The sequence below is a fragment of the Brucella haematophila genome (assembly GCF_005938105.1).
Taxonomy (GTDB): Bacteria; Pseudomonadota; Alphaproteobacteria; order Rhizobiales; family Rhizobiaceae; genus Brucella; species Brucella haematophila.
In genome coordinates this window covers 87,225-108,552 of sequence record NZ_VCPE01000002.1, presented here as the reverse complement: position 1 = coordinate 108,552, position 21,328 = coordinate 87,225, and the positions used below count along the sequence as shown (strand labels likewise).

Below are 21,328 nucleotides of genomic sequence, written 5' to 3'. Positions count from 1 at the left end.
GAATTTATTGGGATTGCTTGCCTGGCAAATGTGTGGTGTCACTGTATTAATTATTGCTAAATTTATAATAATACTCGGTTTTTACTTATGACACCTAATCTCATTGTCGCTTTTATTTTTTTCGGGGTGATGCTTGACCGTTTTAAATGTCGCAAGCTTGGCACTCTTTCGATTAGTCTCGGCATTGTTCTGTTTGGCGTTATAGCGTCCGGAATTCTGCCCGATTATCTGACGCGGCGCTTGCAGTCGCCCTATTCATCGACGCTGCAATCCCAACTGGAAGACAATACTGCTTTTGTCATCTTCGGCATGGGTACGCAGGCGGTCATGGAGCGTGGCGAGAAAGTGGTTGAGCCACCCGCTTTGTCTTATGGGCCGATGTTTGCCGCCGCGAGCATGAATCATCGCTGTGTCGAGAGTGGTTTGAAGTGCACCTTCATTGTCAGCGGTGCAGATGTAGCCGGAACAGGCGTGTCCGAAGCGGCATTGATCGCCGGACAATTGGTGAAGGCCGGTGTCGATCCCGCATCTATCCTGTTGGACGAGAAGAGCCGCAACACCTGGCAGAACGCCAAAAGCACCGCCACAATTCTGAGTGCGATCAAGCCCGCGAAGGTGGTGCTTATACAAAACGCGCAGATCATGAAGCGCGACTTGCTATATCTCGCACATTTCGGCGTGCTGCCCGAACCTCTTGCAACTGGCTATCTGACGACGAGCGTGCATTCCGGTGGATACAATTTTCTGATCACCGATATGGCATTGCATGAAGCAATCGGCATCTGGCGCTACAACTTTTACAACTACATGGGCTGGAACGAGCCGAAACAGCCGCTCCTTGTGCTGAATGCTGCAACGACGACGATTCCCGCACCCTCCCGGTGAGTTAATGATGCTACCACCCGGCGTGTTTCGATAGGGTGGCGGAAAAAATATCCCCGAAACATCCCGAAAAGGGAGCAGATTTTTCGAAGCCGTTTTAAATTTCGGTGCGGTTGTGGCATCCTGTCGTCAAAGACCTCTGATACTGTCCTGACCAATGGATACTCGAGGGATAACCCGTGGGGGGACCCAAAGGAAACAATGGAGGCGGTCGTGAAATTATCGAAACTTTCACTCACTTTGGCGGCATTGGTGGCAGCGGCGTCGCTGGCAGGAACCGTTCAGGCAAGCCATGCGGATCAGACGCTTCTGAATGTGTCCTATGATCCAACGCGCGAGCTGTACAAGGATTACAATGCGGCCTTTGCGGCGCATTGGAAGAAGGAAACTGGCGAAACGGTCACCATCCGCGCATCGCATGGCGGTTCGGGCGCACAGGCCCGTTCGGTGATCGATGGCGTCAAGGCCGATGTCGTCACGCTGGCGCTCGAAAGCGATATCGACGCGATTGCGGATCGCACGGGCAAGATCGACAAGGAATGGCGCAAGCGCCTGCCGAACAATTCATCGCCCTATACGTCGACGATCGTTTTTCTGGTGCGCAAGGGTAACCCGAAGGCCATCAAGGACTGGGGCGATCTGGTGAAGGACGGCGTGGAAGTCATCACGCCGAACCCCAAGACCTCCGGCGGCGCACGCTGGAACTATCTTGCCGCATGGGCCTGGGCCTACAAGCAGTATGGCGGCGACGAACAGAAGATCAAGGATTACATCGCTGACCTGTTCCGCCATGTGCCGGTGCTTGATACCGGCGCGCGTGGTGCGACGACCAGTTTCGTGCAGCGCCAGCTTGGCGATGTGCTGCTGGCCTGGGAAAATGAAGCCTATCTCTCGGTTGCCGAATTTGGTGAAGACGCGTTCGATATCGTCGTGCCGCCGCAATCGATCCTGGCTGAACCGCCGGTCGCGGTTGTCGACAAGAACGCCGAGGAAAATGGCACCACAAAGCTGGCGCAGGCCTATCTCGAATATCTCTATTCGCCGGAAGGTCAGGCCATCGCGGCCAAGCATTTCTACCGTCCGTCGAAGCCAGATCTGATCCCGGCCGACCAGCAGCGTAAACTTCCCGACTTGACGCTGGTGACCATCGATGATCCGATTTTCGGCGGTTGGGCCAAGGCGCAGCCTTACCATTTCGGCGACGGAGGCACGTTCGACCAGATCTACAAGCCTGGCAAATAAGAGGCAGCCATTTCGGGGAGCCGCGGCAGACGCGGCTTTCCGTATAGAGCATAATCCGACCGGAGTGAAACGAGAATCGATAAGATTATGCTTGAAATATAAAAGCTTAGAGCGCCGATCTGATTCATTCAGATCGAAACGCGCTCTAATGCGCAATAAGAGCACAGTCAGCCCGCAAGAACCGGCGCTGATATTTGCAGCCACTGAAAAAGGGAACAAAACAAAAGCATGTCTTCGCTCCCTGCACGGGCCAGAGCAGGGTTTCACTTTCGCAAGCCGAGCGTCATTCCAGGTTTCGGACTGACGTTCGGTTTCAGTGTTGCCTATCTGACCCTTCTCATTCTCATCCCGCTGGCAGCCCTTGTGCTGCGCTCCACCGATGTCGGTTTCGCCGGTTTCTGGCGGCTCATCACCGATGACCGCACGCTGAAGGCGCTCGAAACAAGCTTTGGAACGGCGTTTATCGCCGCTCTGGTCAATGTGGTGTTCGGCGTCATTCTGGCCTGGGTCCTGACCCGTTATCGCTTTCCCGGCCGCCGCTTCGTGGATGCGATTGTCGATATTCCCTTTGCATTGCCGACAGCAGTTGCCGGTATTGCGCTTGCCGCCATCTACGCGCCGAATGGCTGGATCGGCAGCCTGTTTGCGCCCTTTGGCATTCGCATCGCCTTCACGCGCCTCGGCATTGTGATCGCGCTGATCTTCATCGGCCTGCCATTCGTGGTGCGCACTGTGCAGCCGATCATGGAAGAAATCAGCCGTGAGGTTGAAGAGGCAGCGGCGACGCTTGGCGCTTCGCGTTTCCAGACCATCTGGCGCGTGCTTCTGCCGAGCCTTCAGCCCGCCATTCTGACCGGCTTTGCGCTCGCCTTCGCGCGCGGCGTCGGTGAATACGGCTCGGTTATCTTCATTGCGGGCAACACGCCTTATGTATCGGAAATTGCGCCGCTGCTGATCGTGGTCAAGCTGGAGGAGTTTGATTACGCCGGGGCGACGGCGCTTGCCACCATCATGCTGGTGCTGTCCTTCGCGATGCTCTTGCTCATCAATCTCATTCAGGCGCGATCAAGAAAGAAATACGGCTATGGCGAATGAAAAAAAGCGCGCCAGCCGTAGTGCTGTGACCGAAAGCCGACCGACGCGCATCATCCTGATTGCGCTTGCGCTGGCATTTCTGGCTCTCTTCCTGATTCTGCCGGTGCTTGCAGTCTTTGTCGAAGCTTTCCGCAAGGGCCCAACGGCCTATGTCGAGGCCTTGCTGGAGCCGGACGCCTGGTCGGCGATCAGGCTCACTTTGACTGTTGCGGCCATCGCCGTGCCGCTCAATCTGGTTTTCGGCGTTGCCGCCGCCTGGGCAATCGCCAAGTTCGAATTCAAGGGCAAGGCGCTCTTGACCACGCTGATCGATCTGCCGTTTTCGGTGTCGCCGGTCATTTCCGGTCTGGTCTTCGTGCTGCTGTTCTCCAGCCACAGCCTGCTCGGGCCGTGGCTTGAGCAACACGGCATCCAGATACTGTTCGCGGTGCCCGGCATTGTGCTGGCGACGGTTTTCGTGACGTTTCCGTTTGTGGCGCGTGAATTGATCCCGCTGATGCAGGAACAGGGAACCGGCGACGAAGAAGCGGCGATTTCGCTTGGCGCCAATGGCTGGCAGACCTTTCGCTATGTCACGCTGCCGAACGTCAAATGGGGTCTCCTCTATGGCGTTCTGCTCTGCAATGCGCGCGCCATGGGTGAATTCGGCGCCGTATCCGTGGTATCGGGCCGCATTCGCGGTCTCACGAATACCATGCCTTTGCATGTGGAAATTCTCTATAACGAGTATAACTTCGTCGCGGCATTCGCGGTGGCCTCGCTTCTGGCCCTGCTTGCGCTTCTGACGCTGGCGCTCAAGACAATCCTCGAACTGCGCTATAGCGATGAGCTGGCGGGCAGCAACGGGCACTGAAAACAATCTGGGATGCTGATCCCATGCGCTTGAACGCGCTTGAAAGAACGATGGCCGCGAAGCGGCAGGGGAAAGGATTGGGAATGGAAGTTCGTGTTGCCGATGTGCGTAAAGAGTTCGCCCGTTTTCCGGCTTTGCATAATGTGTCGCTGGATATTCGTTCTGGCGAACTGATCGCGCTGCTCGGCCCTTCTGGTTCGGGCAAGACCACGCTGTTGCGTTTGATCGCCGGACTGGAAACACCGACCGAAGGTACGATTTTCTTCGGTGAGGAAGACGCCTCGCAGAAAAGCGTGCAGGAGCGCAATGTCGGATTCGTTTTCCAGCATTATGCGCTGTTCCGGCATATGACAGTTGCGGACAATATCGGCTTTGGCCTCAAGGTTCGTCCCGGTTCCACCCGTCCGGCCACCGGTGAAATCCGCCGTCGCGCACTGGAGTTGCTTGATCTGGTGCAGTTGCAGGGGCTTGAAAAGCGCTACCCAGCCCAGCTTTCGGGCGGTCAGCGCCAGCGCGTCGCGCTTGCCCGCGCCATGGCCATCGAGCCGAAGGTTTTGCTGCTTGACGAGCCTTTCGGTGCGCTCGATGCTCTGGTGCGCAAGGAACTGCGCCGCTGGCTGCGTGAAATCCACGACAAGACCGGCCACACCACGGTTTTCGTGACGCACGATCAGGATGAAGCGCTGGAACTGGCCGACCGCGTTGTGGTCATGAGCCAGGGACGCATCGAACAGGTCGGCACGCCGGATGAGGTCTATGACGATCCGAACTCGCCTTTCGTCTATGGATTCATCGGCGAGTCCAGCACGCTTCCGGTCCGTGTCGAGAATGGCGAAGTCTGGCTGACGGATCGCAATATCGGCCTCACCGCCGCGGGCGCGGCAAGCGGCGAAGCGCAGCTCTATTTCCGCCCGCATGATGTCGAACTGCTCGACGGTTGCGGCGGATGCATCGCAGGCACGGTGGTGGCAAGCCGCCGCTCCGGCGGCAAGCGACGTGTGGAGCTTGAACTGGGTGGCGCGCGGGAGCGCATCGAGATTGAAATTCCGGCGGAACACCCGGCTGCGGAGAAAAGCCGCATCGCGTTTCGCCCGCGCTACTGGAAGTTGTTTCCGGCAGGTGGCTCCGAAAAGGCTTCGGCGGGAACTTCGACAAAAATCGACGCCTGAACCGCGATTTTTGGTCTGATAAACTGACAAAAGGCGGCTGTCGCGCGGTGATTCTCGCGCGGCAGCCGCTTTTTTCGTCCTGTCGGGCGTGAATGCAGGCGCGCGCGTAAATTTCCTGCTCGCTTACTCAGGGTGGTATTATTTTAAATTTCAATATGTTAGGATTGTAAAAGGCCACGATTTTCATAACGCAACATTACTGTTCGGAAAGAATTGTGCGTTGCGATTTAAACGGTTTGAATATCAGCACAATGCGCCGTCGCATTTTGGCCAAAAGCGGGCGACATGCAGGGAACCGATCAAGGATACTGTCGTTTCCCTAGACTGAATCGAATTTAGTATCCACCGCCGCAGATTACTCATTTCCTTCGGAAAGGCTGTTAAGGCAGATGCCGGAATTGTCTTCTTCGCACTCCAATTCAACCTCAACCGAGAATACATCGTCAAAGCCACCCAAAGCGAATAGTCCGATGGAGCCGAAATCCACCGGGCAGGGCGGTTCTGATCAGATTCCGCCGGAACAGCCATCGCCGATCCGCGCTCTCTACAAGACAGAAGATGAGCTGCGTGTTCTGGCAAGCACCGTCGCCCGCGGGGAAAATATCCCGCTGCCGGGCTATCTGGCGTTTCCGTTCGATCAGCGCCTGTCCGAAAACGGCAAGCTGATCCTGCATGCCTATCGCGCGTCTGACGCTGCGTCGCGTGCGGGTGAGACCATTACGCCTGCCGCGCAATGGCTGCTCGATAACCATTATCAGATCGACAAGAATGTCCAGCAGGCCCGCCGCGATCTGCCGCGCCGCTTCATTCGCCAGTTGCCGCCCTATAAGGCGGTTGAGGGCATGCCGCGCATTTTCGCGCTGGCCTGGCTTTATGTCGCCCATACGGACAGCAATTTCTCACTGAAAACCCTGACGGCCATCGTCCAGGGCTTTCAGGAAGTCGAGCCGCTGAAGATCGGTGAATTGTGGGCGCTGCCGTCCGCCGTTCGCTATTTCCTGATCGAGAATGCGCGCCGTTTGGCGCTGCGCGTCGACCGCGCCCGCAACATGCGCAATCTCGCCAACACGGCTGCCGACCGTATTGTGGTTGCCGATGGTGCAGAGCTGGATTCCGTTCTGGCGCAATATGCGCAGGCCGCCCGCGACAGCACTTTTGCCACGCATCTTCTCTATCGTCTGCGTTCCGCATCCACCGACACCACGGCTGCTGCCAGCTGGCTGGAGCGGATTCTGGAGCAGGAAGGCAGCAACCCGGAAGACGCCATCGTCGAGGAACATGCACGCCAGTCCACTGGCGGCGTGACGATGGGCAACATCATCCGCAGCCTGAAATCCATCGACGACGTGGATTGGGAAACCTGGTTCGAAACCGTCAACGAGGTCGATGCGATCCTGCGTGATCACAGCGATTTCGAACTCTTGGATTTCCGCTCGCGCAACGCCTATCGCGTGACGATTGAAAAGCTCGCCCGCTATTCGGATATGAGCGAAATCGATATCACCTGGGCTGCACTCAAGCTTGCCGAGGAAGGACAGCGCGCCGAGCAGGCAGGTCATCCGCAAGCCGAAGGCAAGGGCTCCATCGCCTATTATCTGTCCGGCGACGGTCGCAGCGAACTGGAGAAGGTCTGCGGTTACAAGGCGCCCTTTGGCGTCAAGGCGCTGCGTTTCTATCGCGGGCTTGGACTTCTCGGACTGTTCATCCCGACGGCGATCTTCACGATCCTCATTCTGCTGCTCGTCAATTATTGCATGAGTCGCGCCGGTCTTTCGACTGATCTGCGCACGCTGTTCACGCTGCTGGCGATCTTCCCGGCGATGGATGCGTCCTATTCGCTGTTCAACGCGCTGGTGCCGTGGTTTGTGCAGCCAACGCGTCTGATCGGTTTTGAATATAAGGAAGGCCTGCCTGAAGAAGCGCGCACGCTTGTCGCGGTGCCGACCTTCATCACCTCGCGTGATTCCATCGATGAGCAGATCCGCAATCTGGAAGTCCATTATCTCACCAATCCGCGCGGCGAGATTTATTTCGCGCTGGTCAGCGACTGGGTGGATGCGAAGCAGGAAATCAAGCCTGCGGATATGGAAATCTACGAATATGCGCGTGAGGAAATCGCCAAGCTCAACGAGCATTATACGGGCGGCGACCAGCCGCGCTTCTTCCTCATGCATCGTCGCCGCCTGTTCAACGACAAGCAGAATTGCTGGATGGGCTGGGAGCGCAAGCGCGGCAAGCTGCACGAGCTGAACCTGCTTCTGCGTGGCGATCAGGATACGAGCTTCTTCCCGCCGGACGAGCGTCTGCCGAAGGAAATCAAATATGTGATGACGCTGGACGCCGATACGCGTCTGACGCCGGAATCCGTCACCAATCTGGCCGGCAAGCTCAGCCATCCGCTGAACCGCCCGGTCATCGACGAAAAGACCGGCAAGGTCGTTCGCGGGTATGGCATCCTGCAGCCGCGCGTCACGCCGTCGCTCACCACCGGCGACGAAGCGTCGTTCCTGCAGCGCGTCTTCTCGGTCAATCGCGGCATCGACCCTTACGTCTTCGCGGTTTCCGACACCTATCAGGACCTGCTCGGCGAAGGCACCTTCACCGGCAAGGGTCTTTACGACATCGATGCCTTTGAGGCGGCGCTGAAGGATCGCGTGCCGGAAAACACGCTTCTCAGCCACGATCTTCTTGAAGGCGGCTATGCCCGCGCTGCTCTGGTCAGCGATGTGGAAGTCGTGGAAGACTATCCGACCGGCTATAATGTCGACGTGTCGCGCCACCATCGCTGGGCGCGCGGCGACTGGCAGCTTCTGCCATGGCTGTTCTCCACCAATCGCGGCGTCAGCGCCACGACCCGGTGGAAAATGGTCGACAATCTGCGCCGTTCGCTGAACCCGATCCTGTGGCTTCTCGCTGCTGTGGTTGGCTGGAGCGTGCTGCCGCTCGGTGCGGCTGCCGTCTGGCAGGCCTTCCTGATCGTCAGCATGTTTGTGGCGCCGACTTTCGGCATTGTCACAAATCTGATCCCGGTGAATATGGATTATTCGCTGAAGGGTCATGCGCAATCGGTGCTGACCGATATTGCACTCGGCACGGCGGATGTGGCGCTGCGCACGACCTTCATCGCGCATTCGGCCTTCCTGATGGCCGATGCCATTGCGCGCACGGTCTATCGTCTGTTCGTTTCGCGTCGCAATCTTCTGGAATGGCGCACGGCTGCTCAGGCCAAGACGTCACCCGACACGCTGCTGTTCTATTTCCAGCTCATGTGGCCAGCCATGGCCATTGCAGGACTGGCGATCCTGTTCCCGCTTGCTGCGGAAAGCCACGCCGCGCTGATTGCAGCACCGTTTGCGGTGATCTGGTTCGTCTCGCCGCTGATCGCTTGGCTGGTCAGCCGTTCGGCCAAGCCGCAGGATACGCTTGAAGTTCTGTCGTCCGACAAATCGGATCTGCGCCGTTATGCGCGCCGGACCTGGCGTTACTTCGCCGAGTTTGCCAATGAGGAAAACCATCATCTGCCGCCGGACAACTTCCAGGAAGATCCGGCACCGATCCTGGCCCAGCGGACCTCGCCGACCAATATCGGCGTCTATCTTCTGTCGATTGTCGCAGCGCGTGACTTCGGCTGGATCGGCTTCGATGAAACGGTAGAGCGTGTCGAGGCGACCGTCGATACGCTGGAGAAGATGGAGAAGTATCAGGGCCATCTCTACAACTGGTATGAAACCAACACGCTGACCCCGATGCGCCCGCTTTATGTTTCGGCGGTCGATAGCGGCAATCTCGCCGGCCATCTGGTGACGCTGTCTTCGGCGCTCGAAGAATGGGCGGAAGCACCGTCCGTTTATGTTCAGGGCGATCTCGACGGTATTCTCGACGTCAACGATATCCTTGAGGAAACCATCGCGAATATCCCGGACGACCGCCGCATCCTGCGTCCGCTGCGTCGCCGTCTGGAAGAGCGTACCGCCAATTTCCGCCGCGCCGTGCGCACCATCAAGGAAGAACCGGAAACGGCATCCTTCCGCACGATCAACCTGTCGCTTTTCGCCAATGACATTGTGCGTTTGATGGAAGAACTCGACAGTGAGATCGAGACGCCTGCCAGCGGCGAAGCCAAGGAATGGGCGCGTATTCTGGTCGATACCTGCCAGGCGCATACCGATGACGCCATGGGCGAACGCGATACCGACGCACTGCGCGAACGCCTGCGCGATCTCGCAACCCGTTCGCGTCAGCTGGCCTTCGACATGCAGTTCGGCTTCCTTGAGCGCAAGGAGCGCCGCTTGCTGTCGATCGGCTTCCGCGTGCAGGAAAACGAACTGGACGAAAGCTGCTACGATCTTCTGGCTTCCGAAGCGCGTCTGGCGAGCCTGTTCGCCATCGCCAAGGGCGACGTGCCGGTCGAGCATTGGTTCAAGCTGGGCCGTCTTCTGGTGCCGGTGGGCTGGAAGGGCGCTCTGCTCTCCTGGTCCGGCTCGATGTTCGAATATCTGATGCCGCCGCTGGTCATGTCCGAGCCGCTCGGGTCGCTGCTCGACCAGACCAACAAGCTCGTCGTGCAGCGCCAGATCGACTATGCGACCTCGCGTGGTCTGCCATGGGGCATTTCGGAAGCGGCGTTCAATGCGCGTGACGCGCATATGAACTACCAATATTCCAATTTCGGCGTGCCTAATCTGGGTCTGCAGCGCGGCCTGTCGCGCAATGCGGTTATCGCGCCCTATGCGAGCCTGCTCGCATCGCAATATCAGCCAGCGGCTGCCGTCGCCAACCTCAAGCGTCTGGCCAAGCTTGGCGCGCTGGGCCGCTATGGCTTCCACGATTCCGTGGACTTCACCCCGTCGCGTGTTCGCGAAGGCGAAACCTGTGCGGTCGTGAAGAACTATTATGCCCACCACCATGGCATGGCGATCATCGCGGTCAACAACGTGATCTTCGAAGGTCGCATGCGTGAGCGTTTCCACTCCGATCCGGTGATCGAAGCAGCCGAACTGCTGTTGCAGGAAAAGGCGCCGCGCGAAATCCCGATGATCTACGCCAAGACGGAAAATCCGATGCGTGTGGATTCGGGCGGTTTCGACGATGCGCCGATGCGCATCATCGACAAGCCGTTCAAGGCGCCGCGCACCACGCATATGATGTCAAATGGTCAATATGCGCTGATGGTCACGGCCAATGGTTCCGGCTACAGCCGCTGGCACAACTGGGACATCACCCGTTTCCATGCCGATGCGTCGGAAGACCTTCAGGGTTCCTTCCTGTTCTTGCGCGATATGGAAAGCGGCTACTGGTGGTCGGCAACCGGCGAGCCGGTGCGCAATCCGGACGAAGAAACCAAGACGGTCTTCACCGAAGACAAGGCGGAATTCTACAAGACTGCCGGTGACATCAAGACCGTCATGGAAGTGATCGTCTCGTCGGAATATGACGGTGAGGGCCGCAGGCTCGACATCATCAATACGTCTGCGCGTGACCGCATCATCGAAGTTACCTCCTATGAGGAACTGGTGCTGACCGACAAGGACAGCGACGCCGCCCATCCGGCCTTTGCCAAGATGTTCGTCGAAACCGAGATCGCCGATAACGGTTCGACCATCTATGCCAAGCGCCGCAAGCGCGCGCCGTCAGATCCGGATATCCATGTGGCGCATTTCGTCACCGATCTGACCGGTGCTGTCCGTGAAACCGAGGTCGAAACCGACCGTCGCGCCTTCATTGGTCGTGGCCGCAGCCTGCGGGATGCGATCGCGTTCGAACCGGGTGCAAAGTTTACCGGCAGCCAGGGCTGCGTGCTTGACCCGATTGCTTCGGTGCGCACACGCGTCCGCGTTCCGGCGCACAAGAAGGTGAGCCTCGTTTTCTGGACCTTTGCCGGTGGCAGCCGCGATGCGGTGGAGCATGCCGTGGCGATGCATCGCCATCCGGAAAGCTTTGCCCGCGAGTTCTCGCTGTCGTGGACCAGCTCGCAGGTGCAGCTCTATCATATCGGCATCAAACCAGCAGAAGCTGCCGATTATCAGAAAGTCGCGGCCTATCTGCTCTATCCGGAGCGGACCTTGCGCCAGCCGCCGGAAACCATCGCCAGCGGTCTCGGCAAACAGTCTGATCTGTGGCCGATGTCGATTTCCGGCGATTATCCGATCTTCGCCCTGCGGATCGACAATGAAGCCGATCTTGAAGTGTTGCGTGGCGTGTTGCGCGCGCAGGAATATTGGCGCAGCAAGGGCCTCACCGTCGATGTGGTGGCGGTCAACGAACGCGCCTTCTCTTATGCGCAGGACACACAGCGCGCCATCGACTGGATCGTGGAAGGTTTCCGCGCCCGGGGTGGTGGACAACCGCACATCTTCGCGGTGCGCCGTGACCAGATGAGCGACGAAAGCTACAACACGCTTCTGGCTTCGGCGCGCATTGTTATGCATGCGCAGAACGGCTCGCTTGCCGAACAGCTGCGCCGCAGCGAGGAAATCACGGTGGATCTGGCCGCGCGCGACGCCAAGTCGGCAACGACCGGTCAGGCTGCGGTTCAGGGTCTCGGTGCTGCGGGCCTTGCGCCAGCGGTTATCGAGCGCGGCTCCGGCACGACGGAAGAACGCCGTCCGGTCGTCAAGCCGAAGGTCACCAATCGTCCGGCTCCAACGGGCGACGATCTCCAGTTCTGGAACGGCTATGGCGGTTTTGCGGAAGACGGCAGCTATGTTGTGCGGGTCAATGGCCTGACCAACACGCCGCATCCGTGGATCAACGTCATCTCCAATCCGTCCTTCGGTTTCCATGTCTCGGCGGAAGGTTCGGCCTTCACCTGGGCTGGCAACAGCCGCGACTATCAATTGACCCCATGGGCCAACGATCCGGTCACCAACCGTCCGGGCGAGGCGATCTATATCCTCGACCGAGAAACGGGCCGCACCTTCGCACCAACGTCGAATGTGCTGCGCGACGAGGCAGTGACTTATGAAGCGCGCCACAGCCATGGCTACAGCACCTTTGCGGCGCAGCATGGCGAGCTGGCGCTGGAACTGACCCATATCGTCGATGCCGACAAGCCGGTGCGCCTGTCGCGCCTGACGGTCACCAACAAGGGCCGCTCCAAGCGCAAGCTGCGCGCCTATGGTTATGTCGAATGGGTGCTGGGCAATGCCCGCGCCAAGAATGTGCCGTTCATCGTGCCGTCGCATGATGACGAACTGGGCGCGCTCTTTGCGGGCAATCCGTATCATCCGGACAAGTCGGGCCAGATCGCCTTCTTTGCAGCGACTGAAAAGCCGCAATCGGTGACTGCCGATCGCAGCGAGTTCATCGGCACCACCGGTTCGGTGGACAGGCCGGAAGTCGTGCTCGCAGGCAAGGCGCTATCCAATACGGTGGAAGCCGGACGCGATCCGTGCGCGGCGCTCGCGCTCGACATTGAAGTCGGACCGGGCGAAAGCCGTGAACTGGTGTTCCTGCTCGGCAATGCTGCCGATCAGGCGCAGGCGAAGAAGCTGATCTCCGACACCCGCAGCGCGTCTTTCGAAGACAAGCTGCAGGCGGCGAAGAACCAGTGGGAAACGCTCTTCAACCGCGTGCAGGTGAAGACGCCCGACCCATCATTCGACCTTCTGGTCAATGGCTGGCTGCCTTATCAGGCGATTGCATGCCGTATCTGGGCGCGTGCTGCCTTCTATCAGGCCAGCGGTGCCTTCGGCTTCCGCGACCAGTTGCAGGATACTCTGTCGCTGCTGCTTGTTGATCCAACGCTTGCCCGCGCACAGATCCTCAATGCCGCATCGCGCCAGTTCCCTGAAGGCGATGTCCAGCATTGGTGGCTGCCTGCCACGGGCGCCGGTGTGCGCACGCTGATATCGGACGATGTGGTCTGGCTTGGCTATGGCACGTCGCTTTATGTCGAGACGACGGGCGACCGTTCGATCCTCGATGAAAAGCTGCCTTTCCTTGTCGGGCGCAAGCTGGAAGAGGGCGAACATGATGCCTTCTATGAGCCGGAAATCTCCAAGGACACGGCAAGCCTTTACGAGCATTGCGCGCTGGCGCTCGACCTCGCGGTTGATCGCACCGGCCAGCATGGTCTGCCACTGATCCTCGGTGGCGACTGGAACGACGGCATGAACCTTGTCGGCGTGAAGGGCCAAGGCGAAAGCGTGTGGCTCGGCTGGTTCCTGGCCTATACGCTGCGTCAGTTCATCCCGATTGCCGAGGCGCGCAAGGACAAGACGCGCGTCGACATCTGGAAAGCGCATCTGGAAAGCCTGACGGCTGCTCTGGATCGCGACGGCTGGGATGGCGAATGGTATCGTCGCGGTTTCTACGACAACGGCGCGCCGCTCGGCTCGAAGGACAGCGACGAATGCCAGATCGACGCCATTGCGCAGTCCTGGAGTGTGTTGTCCGGTGTTGCTGATCCAAAGCGCGCCGAACAGGCAATGGCATCACTCGAAAAGCGTCTGCTGGATGAGGAGGGCGAATTGCTCCGCCTCTTCACACCGCCTTTCGACAAGACGGTGCAGGAGCCGGGTTACATCAAGGGCTATCCGCCCGGCGTTCGCGAGAATGGTGGTCAGTACACCCATGGCGCCACCTGGGCCATTCTGGCGCTGGCCCGCATGGGCAAGGCGGCGGAAGCCTGGCGTCTGTTCTCGCTGATCAGCCCGGTCAATCATGGCCGCAACCCGGACGTTTATCGTGTTGAACCTTATGTGATCGCAGCCGACATCTATTCCGTCGAGCCGCGCCGCGGACAGGGCGGCTGGACCTGGTATACGGGCTCGGCAGGCTGGTTCTACCGCGTGGCAACCGAGGGTATCCTCGGTGTGACCAAGCGCGGCGACAGGCTGCATCTCGATCCGGCATTGCCGCCGGAATGGGACGGTTATGAAGCTGAACTTCGCTTCGGCGAAGCGCTTTATCGGGTCAAGGTTGTCGCTGGTGTCAAGGATAAGGCGATCAAGCTCAATGGTCGCAAGGTCGGCAAACCGGATGAAGGCGTGCCGATCAAGCCGGATGGCGAACATGAAATTGTGGTAGAGCTTCCCAAACAGAAGTGAACCGATTAAAAAGGCGGGTGAAAACCCGCCTTTTGCACGACTCAGGGCAACTTATTTTTGAGCATTGTTCCACGCAAAACCGCTACGCTCTTTTGCTGGAAATGCTTTAAGTAAAACTGGGTCCTTGTGCCATCGGATACTTGTTATTTGCTGGAGGCCGTCATGGCCAGAACTGATATCGCGCGCCGCGTCTATAACCACGCCTGGAAGCTCGATCCGATTATCCGCAGCCTGCTGGATACGGATTTCTACAAGCTTCTGATGCTCCAGATGATCTGGGGCCTTTATCCTAAAGTTGACGCCACTTTCTCGCTCATCAATCGCACGACCTCGGTACGTCTTGCCGACGAGATCGACGAAGGCGAGCTTCGCGCGCAACTCGATCATGCGCGCACGCTGCGCTTTTCCAAAAAGGAAATGATCTGGCTTGCAGGTAATACGTTTTATGGCCGCAAGCAGATTTTCCAGCCTGAATTTCTGGCTTGGCTGCATGATTTCCAGCTGCCGGAATATGAGCTTCGTCGCAAGGACGGGCAGTATGAGCTGCATTTCCACGGGCCATGGTCTCACACCTCCATGTGGGAAATTCCAGCACTTGCCATCATCAACGAGTTGCGTTCGCGCGCGGCGATGAAAAATCTCGGGCCGTTCTCGCTCGATGTGCTCTACGCTCGCGCCAAGGCCAAGATGTGGAGCAAGGTGGAGCGGTTGCGCCTGCTGCCTGACCTCAAAATTTCAGATTTCGGCACCCGCCGTCGCCATTCTTTCCTGTGGCAGCGCTGGTGCGTCGAGGCGTTGAAGGAAGGCATCGGCGGTTCCTTCACCGGCACCAGCAACGTGCTTCTGGCGATGGATACCGACCTTGAAGCGCTTGGCACCAATGCGCATGAATTGCCGATGGTGCTGGCGGCCCTCGCCAAGACCGACGAGGAACTGCGCAGCGCCCCTTACCGCGTGTTGCAGGACTGGAACCGTTACTATGGCGGCAATCTGCTGATCGTTCTGCCGGATGCCTTCGGCACGGCTGCCTTCCTGCGCAATGCGCCGGACTGGGTTGCCGACTGGACGGGTTTCCGCCCTGATAGCGCCCCGCCCGTCGAAGGCGGCGAGCGCATCATCGAATGGTGGAAATCGCGCGGCAAGGACCCGCGTGAAAAGCTGCTCATTTTTTCCGATGCGCTGGATGTCGATACGATCGAGGACACCTATCGGCACTTCGAAGGCCGTGTGCGCATGAGCTTCGGCTGGGGCACCAACCTCACCAATGATTTCATGGGTTGCGCGCCGAAAAACATCGAAGGGCTGAATGCCATTTCGCTCGTCTGTAAGGTGACGGATGCCAACGGCCATCCGGCAGTCAAGCTTTCCGATAATCCGCAGAAAGCGACAGGCGATCCAAAGGAAGTGGCGCGTTATCTCAAATTCTTCGGCAATGAAGAGAGAGTGGAGCAGCTCGTCAGGGTTTAACGAGCCGCACTTTACCGCTATTCCATCAGTCGCGCTGTGCCGGACAGGCGGATCGATCCGCCGCGTTCCGTGCCGATCTGGGCACGAAGATGCGATGGGCTGCCCATGTCCTCGCCCTGAAACACTTCGATCTCGCCGCCATGCGGCCAACCGATATCGCGCAGATAGGCAGCAAAGGCCGCCGTGGAAGCGCCGGTCGCCGGGTCTTCATAGACACCACCCGCAGCAAAGGGATTGCGGCTGTGGAAGCGCTGTGGCGTTTCCGAATGGATGAGCAGGATGGTCGTCCAGCCCTGCCGTTTCATCATCACGCGGCCACGCGCCAGATCATAATGCATCGAGGCAAGCTTTTCGCGTGAGCGCAGCGGCAACAGGATATGGTCTGCGCCCGCATGGATCAGCGCAGGCGGAATGCCGGGCGCAAGATCATCCTTGTCGTAGCTGAACAGCGACAGGGCCTGCTCCACTTCGACTTCAGCGGCTGCACGGTTGCGCGTCGGCGGTGATTGCAGGCTGGCGGCGAACAGCTCGCCTTCCTTGCGACCGTCAACGCTGATGGTGCTGCCATTGAGCTTCAGATTGAAATGTCCGTCGCCCATGCGCATGGCCAGCGCTGCACCGAGCGCAATGGTGGCATGGCCGCAGAACGGCACTTCCATTTCAGGCGCGAAATAACGTACGCGCCAGCTTTCGCCATCCGGCATGGCAAAAGCCGTTTCAGAAAAGCCAACCTCCTTGGCGATTTTCTGCATTTCCTCTGGAGAGGGAAGGCGGTCCGCAATCAGCACGCCTGCTGGGTTGCCGCCCTGATTGCCTTGCGAGAAGGCTGCGATGCGCAAGACGTCCACTGAATTGTCCTTCGCCATATTCGATTCTCTCCCACCCACTCTCTATAGAAGGCGGGAATTGAGTCGGGTCAATGGCGTAGGTTAGAAGGTGCTGTCTTATCTGTAGATGACGGAATCAATCCCGCATTTCTGCCGCCCAGGGCGGGTTTGCGCCTGCGCGGGAAACGGTGACGGCGGCAGCCCGAACGCCAAGCGCAACAGCGGAATGAATCTGGTCTTCGTTCAGATTCTCGATTGAACCCTTGTTGAGCAGGCCCTGATTGTGCAGGCTCACCAGAATACCCGCATTGACGGTATCTCCCGCGCCGACCGTGTCCACGACATCAACCTTGACGCCGGGCACACGCACCGTTGCACCGGTCGTATAGGCATCGGCGCCATGAGCGCCCTTGGTGATGACGATCAGCTTTGGACCAAGCTTTAGCCATTCGGCGGCGATTTCATCATGACTGCCATGTTCGCCAAACCAGTTGAGATCTTCGTCCGACAGCTTCACGATATCGGCCAGCGCGATCATGCGCTTCATGCGGGCCAGATGCTTCTCGCGGTCGGTGATGAAGCCGGCGCGGATATTGGGATCGAGGAACATGACGCGCTTTGGCGCTTCGCGGGTCATCAGCGCTTCATAGACGCTGCCGCACGGCTCGGAAATCAGGCTGATGCAGCCAAACAGCATGGCGTCGATGCTGTCATCCACGAAAGGCATGTCGCTTTCGGAAAGCATGCGGCCAGCGGTGTTCTCATCGTAGAAAGCATAGCGCGCCTGACCGTCCACGAGACGGACGAAGGCAAGCGTCGTCGGGCGATCCGAAATGGCGGCAAAGGAATAATCCACATTCGAGCGCGCCAGCGTGTCCCGCAGCACTTCGCCGAAGAAATCCGATGAAATGCCGGAGAAAAAGCCAGTCGGCACGCCAAGCCGCCCAAGCGCTATGGCCGAGTTGAAAACCGAACCGCCCGCAAAAGGCACGAAGGCCGTTTCGCCGGTCGCGGTTTCGCGTGGCAGCATGTCGATCAGGGCTTCACCGCAACAAAGGATCATGGCTCGGTCTACTGTTGAATTGGATTTTAAATCGATTAAAGCGAACTAAACAAAAAGCGCGGTGTTTTTCAACAGCCGCGCTTTGTATTTTTGTCAGAGCCTGAATCAAAAAGCGGCGTGTGTGTGCGAAAAGGGTGATTTTCGAGTACCGGAGCGGAGCGTACTAAACGTACGTGAGCACCGGAACGAAGAAAATTGCCATTTGCAGCCACACAGGGCGACTTTTGGAACAGTCTCTCAGACGTGCTGTCCGCCATTGATGTGTATTTCAGATCCTGTGACATAGGACGAAGCCTCGGTGCACAGGAAGTAGATGGTTTCTGCGACTTCCGAGGTTTTGCCGAGGCGGCGCATGGGCAATTGTTCGACCAGCTTTTCCGTGCCCGGCGACAGGATCGCAGTGTCGATTTCGCCCGGCGCAATGGCGTTGACGCGGATACCATAGGGGCCGAAATCCGAAGCCATTTCGCGGGTCAGCGAGGAAAGCGCCGCTTTCGACGTGGCATAGGCGGTGCCCGCAAAGGGGTGAACGCGGCTACCGGCAATCGAGGTCACGTTGACGACCGAACCCTGTGCGGCTTCAAGTTCCTTGAACAGACCGCGCGCCAGCATGATAGGCGCCATGAAATTGACCTGAAACACGTCGCGCCAGACGGCCATCGGTGTTTCGATCGAGTTCAGGCGGCGTCCAGCTTCGGCTTTCGGCGAAATGCCCGCATTGTTGACGAGCGCGTGCAGCTTGCTGCCATTGGCTTCCAGCCGGCGGCGGATTTCGGCAATTGCCTTGCCGACATCTTCCTGATCGGCCAGATCGACCTTGATATGGTCTTCCGGTCCGGCGGGCCATGGACAATTATCGGAGAAATCCTGCCGTGAGCAGGTAATCACGCGCCAGCCAGCGCGTGAAAAACGCTTGACGGTCGCATGGCCGATACCGCGGCTTGCGCCAGTCAGAACCAGCGTCTTGCGCTCTTCGTCAACCTTCGGGCCTTCGGACTGGGACGCGTCTGTTTTGGTCATTTGGGTCATGGGAAAACCTCGCTCTCAAATCTTGAATAGACCATGCCGCTCAAGATTTCGAGGGGAATCAGAGCATTTCCAGCAAAAGTGCGTAGCGGTTTTGCGTCGGATAATGCGTCAAAAGAAATAGATAGAGCGGTTCCACAATCCGGTTCTAACCGGAACCGCTCTAACAACTGCGCGTGGAAGGTGCTTCACTTGATCGCGACCGGGGGAGCGGATTGTTATCCGCTCCCCCGGTTCTCGCCAATCCTTACTGCGAATTGCCCATGATGATGTCGAGCAGCGTGGTCGAGCCGCCTTGCCGTCGCTGCGGTTGTTGGGCCGGCTGCTGCATCGGCTCGCCGCCGACATCGCCGGGCGGCATAGGGCGATAGGTGTCATCATAACCGCCGGGCGCATTGCCCTGTGGGCCGGGTGCATTCACTGGATAGGTCGGAGCCTCTTGCGGCGACGCCTGCTGAATGTCGCCGCGCATGGTGGTCTCAGGCGCCGGTGGCCAATAGCCATCGTCGCCGTTTCCGGCCATCGGCTGATCGCCATAACCGCCCTGCGGCATCATGTTGGGATCGTAAGGCGCATTCGGGTCCATGCCGTCGCTGCCGCCGGGAACGACATTCTGGATGTCGTAATGGCCGGGCAGTTCTGCAATGGGTACGCCCTTATGCGCGACCTGCATGAAGCTCTTCCAGGCGGCAACGGGCAAGGTCGAGCCGAAGACGCGCTTCATGCCCTTGCCGTCGTCATTGCCGAACCAGACGCCAGTGGTCAGATTGTAGGTGTAGCCGACGAACCATGCGTCGCGGAAATTCTGGCTGGTGCCGGTCTTGCCCGCTGCGGGCCAGCCGCCAAAGGCCGCCTTGCGCGCCGTGCCGTCCTCAACGGTCCGCCGCAACATGGCGTTCATCATGCCGACATTGCGCTCGTCGATGACGCGCGGGCCAATGGCGTCATCCTTTTGATAAAGCACCTTGCCGTCGGCATCCGTCACCTTGGTGATGAAATAGACCGGTGCGCGATAGCCGCCATTGGCGAAGGGCACATAGGCATCGGCCAGTTCGAGAAGCGTCACTTCCGACGTGCCAAGCGCCAGCGAGGCGTTCGGGTCGAGCTTCGACTGCACGCCGAGGCGGTGCGCGGTATCGACCACCGTCTGCGGGCCGACTTCCATCACGAGCTGGGCAGAAACCGAGTTGAGCGAGTGCGACAGCGCGGTCGCCAGCGTCACTTCACCCATATATTTGCCGTTGTCGTTGCTGGGCGTCCACTTGCCGATCCGCACTGGCGCATCATTGCGCACCGAATCCGGTGTACGGCCCAGTTCCAGCGCCGAAAGATAGACGAACGGCTTGAAGGAGGACGCAGGCTGGCGGCGCGCATCCGTCACGCGGTCAAACTGGCTGGCGGCATAATCCACGCCACCGACCATGGCGCGCACCGCGCCGGTGCCGTCGATGGAAACGAGAGCACCCTGGCTGACATTCATCTTCTTCCCGTTCTGGGAAATCTGATCCTTGATCGCCTCTTCACCGGCTGATTGCAGATTGAGATCGATTGTCGTTTCAACCGTGATATCGGTCTTTGCCTCGCCGATCAGCGCTGGCAATGCGGACACGACCTTGTCGGCGACATAGTTTTCCGAGCCCTGCCAGAAGGACGGCGCGCGCGTCGGCGGTTCGCTTTCGGCAATGGCCACTTGCCTGTCGTCGATCATGCCTTCTTCGCGCATCGCGCCCAGTACCAGCTTGGCGCGGGCGGCGGCGGCTTCGGGATCGCGGGCGGGCGACAGGCGGGATGGCGCTTTCAGAAGACCGGCCAGCGTGGCCGCTTCCATCAGGTTCACATCCTTGGCCGACTTGCTGAAATAACGCCGCGAGGCGGCATCGACACCATAAGCGCCCGAACCGAGATAGACCCGGTTCAGATACATCTCCAGAATCTGGTCCTTGGTGTATTTATGCTCAAGCCACAATGCGAGCATCACTTCCTGAACCTTGCGCTCCAGCGTGCGGTCAGGCGAGAGGAACAGATTCTTGGCCAGCTGCTGGGTCAGCGTGGAGCCGCCCTGAACAGCGCGGCCCGAAACGGCATTGGTGACAATGGCGCGGGCAAGGCCGATGGGGTCTATGCCGAAATGCGAGTAGAAACGCCGGTCTTCAATGGCCACAACGGCCTTGGGAATGAAGGCCGACATTTCGTGCAGGCCTATTGCTTCGCCGCCGGTGGTGCCGCGATTGGCAATCAGTTTTCCACTCACATCGACAATGCGCACATTGGGCGGCCTGTCGGGGATTTCCCAATCTGTCGTTGGCGGCATCTTGGCGGCAAAATAGACGAGCACACCGGCAAGGCCGATGCCGCCCCACAGGCCAAGGACGAAGCACCAGTAAATCGCGCGGCGCAGAAAGCCGAAGAAGCCGCGCGGCTTCGCCTTGCCGCGGCGTGCTGCACGCGGTTCGCGATCCCGGGACGGTGTCCGTTTGCGTTGCTGCGAGCGCGCCATACGCTCCTCCTCATCGACATGGAAATCGTCCTCGTCTGTCCTTTTCTTTTCGTTGCCGAAAGAAGGGTCGATGCGTCCGTTCCTGTCGTCTCGCGATGCCATATTCTGCCTAAGTCGCCCACCTGCGCGCCGGTTCGTCATGCATGCGAACCGGTCA

11 protein-coding genes are annotated in these 21,328 nt (G+C 59.0%); 7 read left to right on the top strand and 4 right to left on the bottom strand.

Annotated elements, in window-relative coordinates; all coding sequences use genetic code 11:
• Positions 1–87 precede the first annotated feature (87 nt).
• From FGI60_RS03270 to pncB, 7 genes are all read left to right on the top strand, one after another.
• Complete coding sequence (locus tag FGI60_RS03270) at positions 88–885, top strand: YdcF family protein (protein ID WP_138783935.1); 798 nt, start codon at positions 88–90, stop codon at positions 883–885.
• Positions 886–1,095: 210 nt separating this feature from the next.
• The gene (locus FGI60_RS03265) at positions 1,096–2,124 is read left to right on the top strand and encodes a sulfate ABC transporter substrate-binding protein (RefSeq protein WP_138783934.1); all 1,029 of its coding nucleotides are present in this window, start codon (positions 1,096–1,098) and stop codon (positions 2,122–2,124) included.
• Positions 2,125–2,352: 228 nt separating this feature from the next.
• Positions 2,353–3,219, top strand: coding sequence for a sulfate ABC transporter permease subunit CysT (gene cysT / locus FGI60_RS03260; protein ID WP_138783933.1), 867 nt, complete (start codon positions 2,353–2,355; stop codon positions 3,217–3,219).
• Positions 3,209–4,072, top strand: coding sequence for a sulfate ABC transporter permease subunit CysW (gene cysW / locus FGI60_RS03255; RefSeq protein ID WP_138783932.1), 864 nt, complete (start codon positions 3,209–3,211; stop codon positions 4,070–4,072). Before cysT ends, cysW begins: the two co-directional genes overlap by 11 nt.
• 83 nt (positions 4,073–4,155) lie before the next feature.
• Positions 4,156–5,241, top strand: coding sequence for a sulfate/molybdate ABC transporter ATP-binding protein (locus FGI60_RS03250; protein WP_138783931.1), 1,086 nt, complete (start codon positions 4,156–4,158; stop codon positions 5,239–5,241).
• A 470-nt stretch (positions 5,242–5,711) separates the two neighbouring features.
• A complete protein-coding gene (locus FGI60_RS03245; protein ID WP_374843980.1) occupies positions 5,712–14,291 on the top strand; it encodes a GH36-type glycosyl hydrolase domain-containing protein in 8,580 nt (2,859 codons plus the stop codon).
• 162 nt (positions 14,292–14,453) lie between these two features.
• On the top strand, positions 14,454–15,758 hold the full coding sequence (gene pncB, locus FGI60_RS03240) for a nicotinate phosphoribosyltransferase (protein WP_138783929.1): 1,305 nt from the start codon (positions 14,454–14,456) through the stop codon (positions 15,756–15,758).
• A gap of 17 nt (positions 15,759–15,775) precedes the next feature.
• Here pncB and FGI60_RS03235 read toward each other — a convergent pair whose 3' ends face one another.
• The 4 genes from FGI60_RS03235 to FGI60_RS03220 all read right to left on the bottom strand — a co-directional run bounded on the left by FGI60_RS03235 (position 15,776) and on the right by FGI60_RS03220 (position 21,273).
• On the bottom strand, positions 15,776–16,606 hold the full coding sequence (locus tag FGI60_RS03235; RefSeq protein WP_138784228.1) for a PhzF family phenazine biosynthesis protein: 831 nt from the start codon (positions 16,604–16,606) through the stop codon (positions 15,776–15,778).
• A 115-nt stretch (positions 16,607–16,721) separates the two neighbouring features.
• Positions 16,722–17,648, bottom strand: coding sequence for a carbohydrate kinase family protein (locus FGI60_RS03230; RefSeq protein ID WP_138783928.1), 927 nt, complete (start codon positions 17,646–17,648; stop codon positions 16,722–16,724).
• Positions 17,649–17,885: 237 nt separating this feature from the next.
• Complete coding sequence (locus FGI60_RS03225) at positions 17,886–18,677, bottom strand: SDR family NAD(P)-dependent oxidoreductase (RefSeq protein ID WP_078339673.1); 792 nt, start codon at positions 18,675–18,677, stop codon at positions 17,886–17,888.
• A gap of 244 nt (positions 18,678–18,921) precedes the next feature.
• Positions 18,922–21,273, bottom strand: coding sequence for a transglycosylase domain-containing protein (locus FGI60_RS03220; RefSeq protein ID WP_138783927.1), 2,352 nt, complete (start codon positions 21,271–21,273; stop codon positions 18,922–18,924).
• Positions 21,274–21,328 lie beyond the last annotated feature (55 nt).

What these genes read in the sequence shown, in the direction of transcription:
- cysW (WP_138783932.1), top strand. Translation starts at nt 3,209, where the DNA reads ATGGCGAATGAAAAAAAGCGCGCCAGCCGTAGTGCTGTGACCGAAAGC.
- FGI60_RS03225 (WP_078339673.1), bottom strand. Translation starts at nt 18,677, where the DNA reads ATGACCCAAATGACCAAAACAGACGCGTCCCAGTCCGAAGGCCCGAAG.
- FGI60_RS03270 (WP_138783935.1), top strand. Translation starts at nt 88, where the DNA reads ATGACACCTAATCTCATTGTCGCTTTTATTTTTTTCGGGGTGATGCTT.
- FGI60_RS03220 (WP_138783927.1), bottom strand. Translation starts at nt 21,273, where the DNA reads ATGGCATCGCGAGACGACAGGAACGGACGCATCGACCCTTCTTTCGGC.
- FGI60_RS03230 (WP_138783928.1), bottom strand. Translation starts at nt 17,648, where the DNA reads ATGATCCTTTGTTGCGGTGAAGCCCTGATCGACATGCTGCCACGCGAA.
- pncB (WP_138783929.1), top strand. Translation starts at nt 14,454, where the DNA reads ATGGCCAGAACTGATATCGCGCGCCGCGTCTATAACCACGCCTGGAAG.
- cysT (WP_138783933.1), top strand. Translation starts at nt 2,353, where the DNA reads ATGTCTTCGCTCCCTGCACGGGCCAGAGCAGGGTTTCACTTTCGCAAG.
- FGI60_RS03245 (WP_374843980.1), top strand. Translation starts at nt 5,712, where the DNA reads ATGGAGCCGAAATCCACCGGGCAGGGCGGTTCTGATCAGATTCCGCCG.
- FGI60_RS03250 (WP_138783931.1), top strand. Translation starts at nt 4,156, where the DNA reads ATGGAAGTTCGTGTTGCCGATGTGCGTAAAGAGTTCGCCCGTTTTCCG.